Annotated in this window: 9 protein-coding genes and 1 pseudogene; 4 read left to right on the top strand and 6 right to left on the bottom strand. The window is 61.3% G+C overall.

What is annotated here, in order from left to right; translation table 11 throughout:
- The 4 genes and pseudogenes from G3O06_RS31725 to G3O06_RS31710 form a co-directional block, all read right to left on the bottom strand.
- Positions 1-157, bottom strand: a pseudogene (locus G3O06_RS31725) (electron transfer flavoprotein subunit beta/FixA family protein); the annotation flags it as partial.
- Between the two features lie 154 nt (positions 158-311).
- The gene (locus G3O06_RS31720; protein WP_205818565.1) at positions 312-1466 is read right to left on the bottom strand and encodes an acyl-CoA dehydrogenase family protein; all 1155 of its coding nucleotides are present in this window, start codon (positions 1464-1466) and stop codon (positions 312-314) included.
- Between the two features lie 273 nt (positions 1467-1739).
- Complete coding sequence (locus G3O06_RS31715) at positions 1740-2774, bottom strand: zinc-binding dehydrogenase (RefSeq protein WP_205818563.1); 1035 nt, start codon at positions 2772-2774, stop codon at positions 1740-1742.
- Positions 2775-2801: 27 nt separating this feature from the next.
- The gene (locus G3O06_RS31710; RefSeq protein WP_205818562.1) at positions 2802-4823 is read right to left on the bottom strand and encodes an NADPH-dependent 2,4-dienoyl-CoA reductase; all 2022 of its coding nucleotides are present in this window, start codon (positions 4821-4823) and stop codon (positions 2802-2804) included.
- 394 nt (positions 4824-5217) lie between these two features.
- On the opposite strand from G3O06_RS31710, the gene G3O06_RS31705 reads away from it, so the two are divergent.
- Together G3O06_RS31705 and G3O06_RS31700 are read left to right on the top strand one after the other, a co-directional pair.
- The gene (locus tag G3O06_RS31705) at positions 5218-5739 is read left to right on the top strand and encodes a MarR family transcriptional regulator (protein WP_205818561.1); all 522 of its coding nucleotides are present in this window, start codon (positions 5218-5220) and stop codon (positions 5737-5739) included.
- A gap of 635 nt (positions 5740-6374) precedes the next feature.
- Complete coding sequence (locus G3O06_RS31700) at positions 6375-7166, top strand: enoyl-CoA hydratase-related protein (RefSeq protein WP_205818564.1); 792 nt, start codon at positions 6375-6377, stop codon at positions 7164-7166.
- Positions 7167-7290: 124 nt separating this feature from the next.
- On the opposite strand, the gene panB is transcribed toward G3O06_RS31700, so the two are convergent.
- Positions 7291-8112, bottom strand: a complete 822-nt coding sequence (gene panB / locus G3O06_RS31695; RefSeq protein WP_205818560.1) for a 3-methyl-2-oxobutanoate hydroxymethyltransferase — start codon at positions 8110-8112, stop codon at positions 7291-7293.
- 307 nt (positions 8113-8419) lie between these two features.
- Here panB and G3O06_RS31690 point away from each other — a divergent pair, with 307 nt between their 5' ends.
- Positions 8420-8890, top strand: a complete 471-nt coding sequence (locus G3O06_RS31690) for an Lrp/AsnC family transcriptional regulator (protein WP_043187563.1) — start codon at positions 8420-8422, stop codon at positions 8888-8890.
- A 91-nt stretch (positions 8891-8981) separates the two neighbouring features.
- Here the strand turns inward: G3O06_RS31690 and G3O06_RS31685 are convergent, their stop codons facing one another.
- Positions 8982-10661, bottom strand: coding sequence for a sigma 54-interacting transcriptional regulator (locus G3O06_RS31685; protein ID WP_205818558.1), 1680 nt, complete (start codon positions 10659-10661; stop codon positions 8982-8984).
- Positions 10662-10930: 269 nt separating this feature from the next.
- Here G3O06_RS31685 and G3O06_RS31680 point away from each other — a divergent pair, with 269 nt between their 5' ends.
- Complete coding sequence (locus G3O06_RS31680; RefSeq protein ID WP_205818557.1) at positions 10931-12160, top strand: CoA transferase; 1230 nt, start codon at positions 10931-10933, stop codon at positions 12158-12160.
- The last annotated feature ends 1 nt before the right edge of the window (position 12161 follow it).

Raw genomic sequence — 12161 nt, 5'->3', positions numbered from 1 at the left:
CCGCTTCCTTCAGGCGCACGGCTTCTTCAACCGCGATTTCGTCGAACGGGTTCATCGACATCTTCACGTTCGCGATGTCGACACCCGTGTTGTCCGACTTCACGCGGACCTTCACGTTGTAATCGACTACTCGCTTCACCGGTACCAATATCTTCATAAAAGTCCTCAATCGTATGAGTATCCTGTGGCAGTCGTGTCGACCATAATCGGTGCCTGCCATTCGGCCAGTCAGCCCGAGTGAACCGTATCTCGACCACGCTGACCGGAGGACACGGTGGTGCCGGCGCCTTGGGGCGCCGGACATGGGCGGGCTATCGCGCGGCGTCGCGCATCATGTTGCGCGCGATGACAATCTGCTGAATTTGCGTGGTGCCTTCATAGATCCGGAAAAGTCGGACATCGCGATAAAATCGTTCGATCGCATACTCGGAGACATACCCCGCGCCGCCGTGGATCTGAACCGCGCGATCCGCGACGCGGCCGCACATTTCTGATGCGAACATCTTGCAACAGGAGGCTTCGGTCGAGACATCCTCCTTGTTGTCGCGGCGGCGGGCAGCGTCGAGGACCATCGAGCGAGCCGCATAGATCTCGGCGCGACTGTCGGCCAGCATCGCCTGAACCAGCTGAAATTCCGCGATGGGCTTGCCGAACTGCCGGCGTTCCATCGCGTAGCGCAGTGCGTCGCTCAACATCCTTTCGGCCGCACCGACGCAAATTGCGGCGATGTGAAGGCGTCCCTTGTCGAGCACCTTCATCGCGGTCTTGAAGCCCTCGCCTTCCTTGCCGCCAATGATGCTCGCGGCCGGCACGCGACAGTTCTCGAAAATCACGTCGCTGGTGTGCGCGCCGCGCTGGCCCATCTTCTTGTCACGCTTTCCCAACGACAGTCCGGGCGTATTCTTTTCGACGATGAATGCGGAAATGCCGGCTGTTCCCTTCGCATTTTGATCGGTGCGGGCCATTACCGTATAGATGCTGGCCTCGGGCGCATTCGTGATGAAGCGCTTGGTGCCGTTGATGATGTAGTCGTCGCCATCCCGGACCGCCGTCGTCCGCAGGGACGCAGCGTCGGAACCGGCTTCGGGCTCGGTGAGGGCGAACGACGCAATCAATTCGCCCGATGCCAGCTTGGGTAAGTAGCATTGCTTTTGCGCCTCCGTGCCGTCGACGATCAGACCTTGTGAGCCGATGCCGTTGTTGGTCCCGATGATCGACCGGAATGCAGGTGAGGTTCGTGCGATTTCGAATGCGACGAGCACCTCCTCTTCCATCGTCAGTCCCAGTCCGCTGTACTCCTCCGGGATTGTCAGGCCGAACAACCCGAGCTCGCGCATTTCGCCGACGATTTCGGCCGGTATCTCATCGGTTTCGGCGACTTCGTCTTCGGCCGGCACCAGTCGCTCGCGCACGAAGCGCGACACCGAATCGAGAAGAAGAGAGAGAGTTTCCTGATCGCGAATCATCGTATTCCTGCTCAGCGATGGTGTGGCGCGCGTTACGTGCCGCCTCACCGGTTCGTCATCGTCGCCGGGTGGCAACGGATTATTGTCGGACACGCGCTTCGAGTCGAAGCCCCGTGCCGTATTCCAACGCTTCGCCGTCATTGGCTGTCGCCATCCGAGGGGTGTGTCGGCAGCGCGTGGCGTCTGGGCCGGGCATCCCGGTTCGACTGGCCGCACCCCAACTGGCACGGCCAGCGCTCCGGGCGGCCCCGGCGTTTATTGCCTCTTGCGGTTTCAGTCGGCGACTTCGATGGCGATCTTTCCGAACTGCTCGCCAGACGCCAGGCGATCGAGTGCGACACGCACGTCCGCAAGCGGATATCGTGAATCGATCACCGGGCGTAGTGCCTGGCGTCCGGTCCATTCCAGCAGCGCGCGGTATTCGTCGAAATTCCCGAGCGACGAGCCGAATATCTGCAGTTGCTTCGCGAAGACGCGTCGCAGGTCGGCAGACGGTTGATCGCCGGACGTCGCACCGCACGTCACGATGCGTCCGCCGCGCGTCAGCGATTTCAGCGCACTCGACCAGACGGCCTGCCCAACGTTCTCGATCACGACATCGACCCCACGCCCGCCAGTGATTCCCATCACTTCCCTGACGACATCCTGAGTGCTGATATTGATCGCATGATCGGCTCCGAACTCGATGGCCCGCCTCAGTTTTTCGCCGTCGCGGGATACGACGATCGCACGTCCGCCTGCCAGCTTGACCAGTTGCAACGCAGCCAACGAAACGCCACCGCCTATGCCGAAGATCAAGACCGTTTCCCACGGCTCGAACCGCGCCTTTGTGAACAGCATTCTCCATGCGGTCAGGTGATTCACGCCGAGCGCAGCGGCCTCGGCGAAATCAAGGGACTCTGGCATCGGGAACACATTGGCCGTCGGGAGGGAAATGTATTCGGCCAGGGTCCCGTCCTGATGCTCGCCGACGTATCGGATCGACGCGCACAACGCCGAGTCGCCGCGTCGGCAGAATTCGCAACGCCCGCACGTGATGCCAGGATGCACGACGACGCGTTGCCCACGTGAAAGCGCCGGTTCCGTGTCGTCCACTTCCTCCACGGTACCGGCGCCATCCAGACCCAGTATCTGGGGCAATTGATGGGGAATGCCGGCGCCGCTGTCCCGCATGTAAAGATCGACGCGATTGAGCGTTGCGGCCCGAAGGCGCACTAGCACCTCGCCCGGCGCGCGAACCGCCATCGGGCGCTCGCCGACCTCGACCACTTCATTGCCGCCATGTCCCGTAATGAATGCTGCTTTCACGTTGTCTTCCTCATCCGGTCGATCGAATCAAAGCGCCACCGCGAGCCGCGTCGCCTGATCGATCGCTCGCAGTGCGTCGAGCTCGCTTGCAACGTCCGCACCACCAATCAGCTTCGGCGACATCCCGCGCGCGCGCAGTGCCTCGTAGAGACTGCGATTGGAATTCTGGCCGGCGCACAGGACGACATGATCGACCGGCAGCACATGCGGCTTGCCGTCGACGGTGTAATGCAGCCCTTCGTCGTCGATCGCGTCATACGTCGCGCCCGAGATCATCGCGACATTGGCCTTTCGGAGCTTGGCCTTCAGAATCCACCCGGTCGACTTGCCGAGCCCCCTGCCAAGCGGCTCGGCCTTGCGCTGGAACATGTGGATGCTGCGCGGCGGCGCGGCATGAGCGGCAGCCGGAACGATCCCGCCGGCGGCAGCGTTCGCAGGATCCACGCCCCATGCGCGGAAGAAGGCGCTCCTGTCGAGAGATTCTTCGGGATCGCCCAGCAAGAATTCTGCGACGTCGAACCCGATACCACCCGCACCGATGATGGCGACACGCTGGCCAACCTGGGCCGCGCCCGTGAGCACGTCGACATAGGAGACCGCCTTCGGATGATCGACGCCGACGATATCCGGCACGCGCGGCGTGACGCCCGTCGCCAGCACGATCTCGTCGAATTCGCCGCTTGCAAGCCCGTCCACGGTGGCCGCTTCGCCCAGGCGTAGCGACACGCCGAGCCGTTCCAGACGGACGCGGAAATAGCGGAGCATCTCGTTGAATTCGGCCTTGCCGGGCACGACCTTGGCCATATTGAGTTGGCCGCCGAGCCGAGCGTCGGTTTCGAACAGTGTGACGCGATGTCCGCGCTCAGCGGCATTCACGGAAAAGGCCATCCCGGCAGGACCACCACCGACCACAGCGATTCGTTTGGCGCGCGGTGCCGAGCCGACCGGGAACTCGATCTCGCGGCCGGCTCGCGGATTGACGAGGCAGGTCGCGGTGCGCTCGGTGAAGATGCGATCCAGGCAAGCTTGATTGCAGCCGATGCAGGTATTGATTTCGTCGACCACGCCGATACGGGTTTTCTTCGCGAATTCGGGATCGGCCAGCAACGGGCGCGCCATCGACACCAGGTCGGCGACGCCTGTTGTGATCAGTTCCTCGGCGACCTCCGGTGTGTTGATCCGGTTGGACGCCATGACGGGAATCGAAATCGCCTGTTTGACGTTGTGGATCGCGTCACGCCATGCCGCTCGCGGTACCGACGCCGCGATCGTCGGCACGGACGACTCGTGCCAGCCCACACCGGTATTGATGAGGTCGGCGCCGGCCGCTTCAACGTGTTGCGCGAATGTCGCGATTTCCGCGCCCGTCATCCCACCGTCGACCAAGTCGATCGCGGAGATCCGGTAAATCAGCATGGGCGCATGGCCGATTTGTTCGCGAACTGCGCGGACCACTTCCAGCGGGAAGCGGATTCGACCATCAAAATCGCCACCGAACTCGTCGCTGCGGTGGTTCGTGACGGCCGCCGTGAATTCGTTGATCAGATAGCCTTCGGAACCCATGATCTCTACGCCGTCGTAACCGGCTTCGATCGCCAATGCGGCAGTCCGTGCGAAATCCGAGATCGTTGTCCAGACTTCTTCGGTGCTCAACGCACGCGGCGAGAACGCATTGATTCGCGCTTTGCCGAGTGAGGGTGCGACGCAGTTGGGCACCTTCGCGTAACGGCCGGCATGAAGGATCTGCAGGACGATTTTCCCGCCAGCCGCATGGACGGCGCCCGTCACCGCGCGATGCTCGTCGAGCTGGTCGGTTCGATCGAACAACGGGCCCCCTTCTTCCATGACGCCTTCGGGGTTCGGCGAAAAACCGCCACTCAGAATCAACCCGATTTCGCCAGCAGCACGTGCCGCATAAAACGCGGCAAGGCGCTCGTGGGGCAGGTCAAGAGTTTCCAGTCGCGTGTGCATTGCACCCATCACCATCCGGTTGGGCAGCACAATGGATCCGACGGTAAGCGGGGACAGAATCTTGTCGAAGGTCGCCATGGGGTGTCTCGTCATGTTGTAGTGCGGTGTATGGACACTCTAGGCCAGGTTTTAAATTGCGTCAACATCATGATATATATTTTTATGATTGACCGGACCGATGTGCGCATCTAGTACACTATGCGTGAACGTCGGCAGGGCGTCATCACATCACGTAGATGTCATATGTGACCCTTGCCGGTAGGATTGCAGCTGCGTTGGAGCGGAGCCTGCGGACAGCGGCACCGGACGAGTCGTCGCCCGACTGGGGAGGCATCGCTCACGAAATGAACAGGCCCCGGCAGTATCGGCGGTCAGCCGAATCCTCCGCAACGCATGTCGGTGAGACCATGGCCACCGTAGAATAGCGGCATCAATGCGTTGCGCCGCACCAACGCGAATACCAGATCAGCTCATGACAAATTCCGACCCGTCCTACGACCAATCCGTCTCATCCGTACACAACCGCCTGTTCTTTCGGCTGTTCCAGGCAGGCAACACGCTCGACAGGCAGACGATCAAGGCACTGGGCATCACAACCGTGCAGTGGTCGGTGCTGGGGGCATTGTCACGCCCGCACGTTGTGGAAGGAATGTCGTTCTCCGAACTCGCGGATTATCTGGTGGTTAGCCGCCAGAGTCTCGACGGGGTATTGAAGCGGCTGGAGCGCGAGGACCATGTCGTGCGCATTGCCGACACAGTTGACCGGCGCGCAAAGAAGGTCGTGCTTACGACTCAGGGCCGCGCATTCTGGGACAGCCTGCAGCCCAAGATCTACGAGTTCTATCGGCAGGCGCTGGCAAACTTCCGTTTCGACGACAAGGTGTCGCTCGTTCACTTCCTGAATCAACTGAACAACGGAATGAATGGCGTGAACCTGGGCGACGCGCTTGCGATCGGTGAAGCGAGCGAAGCGGAGATTTCCGCGCACGATTGAAGAACGTGAAGGTGGCGGATCCGCTGCGGCTCCGCCACTGCTCGCGCAACATACGAGCAACGTAGGTTCCGCCCACTGCCGTGCAGTCCGCATGGCATGTTTCGAACAGATCACGACGCGCGACGCGTCGTTCGGCGCCCTCCTGCGCCATCATCCTGCGAGAATCCCCAATCCCGTTTCGTCTCGAGCCCTCTCTTCTTAAATGGCGTCGGTAGCTCGTCACATCGATCACGCATGTGCTTCTCCAGATTCGGCGCCGGGGCTAGTGGCCGCGATAGCCAATATACGACTACAGGATGTCACTCTTTCCGCATGGGTCGGCGAAATCTAGCTGAAATAGTGCTGAATCATAAAAAATATACATCAATATATTGACGCATATGGGTCTGCGTCGTATCGTGCAGCCATCAACAGGATGCGAATGAAACGACGTGCACGATCGCCCGACAGTGGGAGACCGGCAATTGGCGTGCAGCCCCTCCGGCTGGCGCGAGCGAGCGTCGCGCGCGACGGCACGTCGCCAAGGTCATGACCTTATTCACTGCACAGCAGGCACCTGTGACATGAATCACCCGATGGCGCGCTTCCTCCGGCGCGTGCAGCCCTCCAACCTGTTTTCCCAACGGATTTTCACCATGACCTTCAGCCGAATCAGCGTCACCATCGGTGCGATTGCCCGGATCGTGCTCAATCGCCCGGACAAACTCAACAGCTTCGATGAAGCGATGGTGCTCGAACTCCACCGTGCGATCGATCAGATCGAGGCGGACAGACACGCGCGCGTGCTTGTCATCACCGGCGCCGGCCGCGCATTTTGCGCAGGACAGGATCTCGCCGATCCAGCGATGCAGTCCGTTGACGGCAAGCAGCCCGATATTGGCAACCTGGTGGAGCGTCTCGTCAAACCGCTCGTGATGAGGCTCCAGAATCTGCACGTGCCAACCGTGGCTGCTGTGAACGGGCTGGCGGCGGGTGGTGGAGCCGGATTGGCCCTGGCGTGCGATCTGGTCGTCGCCGCGCGCTCAGCGTATTTCCTGCAGGCCTTCTCGAAGATTGGCCTGACTCCCGATACGGGCAGTACGTGGTTTCTCTCTCAACGCGTCGGCACCGCGCGAACCATGGGTTTGACGATGCTTGCCGACAAGCTGCCAGCAGCCAAGGCCGCTGAATGGGGGCTTATCTGGGACGTGCTGGACGACGCCGAATTCGCGGTCGGTGTCGATGCACTGGTCGAGCGCCTGGCCAGCATGCCGACCAAGGCACTCGTTCGCACACGCCAACTGGTCCAGGCCGCGAACGGTCATTCGCTCGAGCAGCAACTGTCGATGGAAGCCACCACCATTCGCGAAATGGGATGGAGCAAGGACTACGCGGAAGGCGTTTTGGCATTCAGCGAGAAGCGGGAAGCGCGCTTCACTGGCGAATAATATGAGGTATGGCCGACTGCGCATCTGCCACCGACGTTGCGGCTGATACGTGGACGGTCAGCGCCGTGCGTCGCCAATCGATCAAGATGCGATGTCGATCGGCGACACGAACGTCGTGTGACGCTCAAGCCGAGAACGAATGCTCGGGTGCAGGGAACGAGCCGGCCTTTACCTCCGACACATAGGCACGGATGGCGGCATCGATCGACGTTTGCCCGTCCATGAAATTCTTCACGAATTTCGCTTTTCGTCCGAGATACGTGCCGAGTACGTCATGCAGCACGAGCACCTGACCCGAACAATGCACGCCCGCGCCGATGCCGATCGTCGGGACGGTCAGTCGTGCCGTCGCCTGAGCAGCCAGATCGGCAGGAATGGCTTCCATCACGATCAATTGTGCGCCGGCATCTTGCATCGCGATCGCGTCTTCGAGCAACCGCGTGGCTGCCGAATCGGTGCGGCCTTGTACGCGAAAGCCACCGAGTGCATGCACCGATTGCGGCGTCAGGCCGACGTGTCCGCATACGGGGATGCCGCGTTCGACGAGGAAGCGAATCGTCTCGGCGAGCCACGCGCCGCCCTCGAGCTTGACCATTTGCGCGCCGGCACGCATCAGGCGTGCAGCGTGATCGAATGCGTCGGTCGGTGTCGCATACGTGCCGAACGGCATGTCGGTCACGACCATCGCGGTCCGGTTGCCGCGCGCGACCGACTCCGTGTGATAGACCATGTGGTCGAGCGTAACCGGCAGAGTCGTCGCGTGTCCTTGCAGGACGTTGCCCAGCGAATCTCCGATCAGCAGTACATCAGTGCCGCACTGGTCGAGCAGCGCCGCGAAAGTCGCGTCGTAGCACGCGAGCATTGCGATTTTTTCTCCAGCCGCGCGCATCTCGTGCAGCTTGGGGATTGTGACGGTCTTGCGGTCGGGTTCTTGCAGGTAGGTCATGGTGAGCGTGATCAATTCGGGAATGGCGCCGGTGCGTACGCGCGTTTTTCCGCGTGCGTGCGTGCGTGCGGGACGGTGCGGCGCGGCACTTGCGCGGGTTCATACGAGAAACACAAGCGGCCAGCACGGTCACGTCGACGCCGTGTGGCGAATCGACAGTCAAGAGTGACAAGGCCGCAGCGCGATTGGCAGTGCGTTTGCGGAGACCAGTCTATGCTTTTCGCCACGCGATTTCGTACCAATTCACGCTTGATTTCAGGCCCGCTGTAGTACGATTTCGCTATCAATCTGGAGATGTGTAGTTGCTATGGTGCATGACCACGATCTCGACAAAACCGACCTGAAAATTCTCCGCGAACTGGCGGAGGACGGCAGGTTGAGTTGGCGCGAACTGGCCGAACGGATCGGTCTTTCACTGACGCCGACACTTAGGCGCGTACACAAGCTCGAGGAACAGGGGTTCATTCGCGGCTATGTCGCGCAACTGGACGAGCGCAAGCTGATAGGCGGACTCAATGTATTCGTTGCAGTCACGCTTGAAAATCAGTCCGAGGCTGCGATCAAGCGTTTCGAAAAGGAAATCGTGGTCGCACCGGAAGTCATGAGCTGCTTCACGATGACCGGTGATGCGGACTTCATCCTGCGCGTGGTCGTGCACGATCTCGACTCGTATCAGAACTTCCTCACGAAGACGCTGACCCGGATACCCGGCGTCGAGCACATCCGTTCGAGCTTTGCGCTGAAGACGGTGCTGAACCGGGCTTCGCCGATGTTGTAGGGCACGGTCGTCGCGGACACCATGCCACGTTGGCTGGCATGGACGATGGTGCCGCGGCATGCGGCCGCGCACCTGGTGCGTCGGTGGGCGCCTACGGAGACATCGGCTCGTCGGACTGTGCCTCCTCCATCATGCTCAGGCGCTTGTACAGGTAAGACCGCGAAATGCCGAGTTCCTCGGCAACCCGCTTCTTGTTGCCGCCGGTGCGCCGCATTGCGTCGCGAATGAGTTCGGATTCGACGCGTTCCTTGGCTTCCCGCATATCGACAGCGCCCTTGTTCGGCATCGGTAGCGCCTCCGTGATCGGCTCGGCGAGCCGCGACTGCACCGCGCCTTCCAGGCTGCCAAAGTCGGCAATCGACAACACCGGCCCATCGCAAAAAATCGCGGCGCGTTCAACCGCATGTTGCAACTGGCGAATGTTGCCGGGCCATTCGCGCGACTGCAGGAAGTGAATGGCGGAGTCGGCGATCGACTTCTTCGGCGCGCCGTGGCGGATCGCGAAGGCTTCAAGGAACGTATCGGCCAGCTCCGGTATGTCTTCGAGCCGCTCGCGCAACGCGGGCAGCCGCAAGGTGACGGCGCTGATGCGATAGAAGAGATCGAGGCGGAAGCTCGAGCTCGCGATCATTGCCTTGAAATCGCGGTTGCTGGCCGAAATCAGGCGGAAGTCGGAATGGCGTGCGCGGTCGCCGCCGATACGCTCGAATTGCCCATCCTGCAGCACACGCAGCAATTTGACCTGCATTTCGACCGGCATGTCGCCGATCTCGTCGAGAAACAGCGTGCCGCTGTCCGCCGCTTCGAACTTGCCTTTTCTCCCCTTGCGATCCGCGCCGGTGAACGCGCCGGGCTCATAGCCGAACAGCTCGCTTTCGACCAGGTTGGGTGGCATCGCGGCCGAGTTGACTAGTACCAGCGGTTTGTCGCTGCGCGGACTGAGCATGTGGATCGCATGCGCGACCATCTCCTTACCGGTCCCGCTTTCGCCGACCAGCAGTACGGGCACGTCGAGCGGCGCGACGCGCAGGATGTCCTCCTTGAGCCGCCGAACCGCTTCACTGCTGCCGACGATCTGATCGAGTCCGTAACTGCGGTTGCGAATGCCGGACAGTTCGCGCTTGTAGAAATCGAGTTCCTGCTTGACGCGCGCGAGCTCGGCCGTCAATTCGCGCATCACTTCGGGGCCCTTGAACATCACCTGCCCGACCGCGGCCACCACGCGCTTGTTGCGGTCGAAGATCGGCAGGCGCGAGACGACCCGGGAGATCCCGTTCATCTCCTGCAATTGGGCGACCTGCCCTTTCCCGGTCGCGACCACTTCATGCAGCTTCGTGTTCTCGATGACCGCCGTGACATGGCGACCGATGGCTTCGCCATGCTTCAGTCCGAAGAATTTTTCATGGACCGGACTCATGTACGCGATCTTGCCGGCCGTATCGACGACGATCATCGCTTTGTACGGGTCGGTGATGAAATGCCTCAGGATGTCTTCAGCGAGGTCCACGCCCGCCAGGAATTCGCTCAGCGCATCGGCTTCCTGCAGCGCAAAGATCAGGAAACACACCGCATCGCGCGTCGGAATCGCCGCAATCGTCAGCGGGCGTTCGAAGTCCGTCATCGCGGACAGGCGCTTAACGGGCGCGCGGTCCCGGTTGCGCCACAGCCGGCCGAGCGCCGTCGAGACCAGCGCATCCCTACCGAGGCCGCTGGCAAACGTGGTGTTCCCGTCGTCGTCCAGGACGAGAATGCCTTCAGATTCGCGTTTCATGTCTCCCACCATGCCGAGGGTCTACGGGGACCCTGAAGTGTATTTGTCGACTACACATCTGTTGTCGATTGCTGCGCCAAGTACAGCATGAATACAGTGCGATTCCAAGTCGACAACCATGATTTCGCCGTCATTCCCCTCGCATCCAAGCGTCGTGCGCCCGTCCTTACTGAGTCTGCGGCAAACCATAAAAGAAATAAGCAAATTTCGCGCCCAAAAGCTGGCATGGTCATTGCGTCAGTAGGGGCACCAACTCAAATTCGATCGCAATGGACGCACTGAATACACTTCCGCTGGTTGTTTCCGGGGCCGGACTGCAATGCCTGCATGGCGTCCGGGTGCTCGACTTCACGACATCGGTGGCTGGCCCGTATGGCACGTTGCTGCTAGCTGACCTCGGCGCGGAGGTCATCAAGGTCGAAAAGCGCCAGGGGGGGGACGACACTCGAAGCTGGGGGCCGCCGTTTCTCGATGGCGAATCGCTGTGGTTCCTGAGCATGAACCGGAACAAGCTGAGCATGACGATCGATCTGACCCGCGCAGAGGGGCGCCGAATCGCCCACGATCTAGTCCGGCAATCCGACGTCGTCGTGCTGAACACGGCGCAGCGCGTGCAGGAAAAGCTCGGGCTTGACTACGCGACGTTGAAGACGGTGAACCCGACGCTGGTCCATGTTTCCGTGACCGGCTTTGGTCTTCACGGAGACCGCGCGGACCTGCCGTGCTACGACTTGATCGCCGAGGGCTATTCGGGCGTCATGCATCTCACCGGCCAAGCGGACAGGTCGCCCCAAAAGGTCGGCACGCCTGCCGCCGATTTGCTTGCCGGTCAGGACATCGCAATGGCCGTGCTTGCTGCACTGTTCGAGCGTCAGCGGACGGGCGCCGGAAAGCAGATCGATATCTCGATGGTCGCCACGTCCGCGCGCTTCATGGCGCCAAGAATCGTTCCTTATCTAGGCTCCGGTGAATCGCCGATGCGCTCGGGCGGCACGGATTCGGTCATCGCGATCTACCAGGTTTTCGAGACGGCTGACTTCCCTATCACGCTCGGCCTCGGTAACGATGCGATTTGGCATCGGTTCTGGGCAGCTGTCGGCAAGCCTGAATACGGTCAAGAGTCCTGCTTCGACACGAACGCGAAGCGACGCCATGCCCGCGAACGAATCGTTGCCGCGATCGCGGACGTCCTCGGCACGCAATCGCGCGACCACTGGTTGCCGTTGTTTGCCCAGCACCGTATTCCCGCTGGACCGATCAACACGATTGATCAATTGGTCGACGACGCGCCGCTGCGCGAGGACGGCATGTTCTTTGCCGCTCAGGGTGCAGTCGGTCGTGTGCCCCAGGTCGGTCTCGGTATCCGCTTCGACGGCGGCAGCGATGTCTATCGCAGCGCGCCACCTGCCCTCGGGCAGGACACGGAACGCATTCTCAGAGATCACTTATCCATGTCCGCGATTTGTATCGCGGGCCTTATCGACGCAGAAATCGTTTGAA

This window comes from Burkholderia sp. Ac-20345, from assembly GCF_017104825.1.
In the GTDB taxonomy this organism is placed as follows: domain Bacteria; phylum Pseudomonadota; class Gammaproteobacteria; order Burkholderiales; family Burkholderiaceae; genus Burkholderia; species Burkholderia lata_B.
This window is presented reverse-complemented; position numbering and strand designations above follow the sequence as displayed.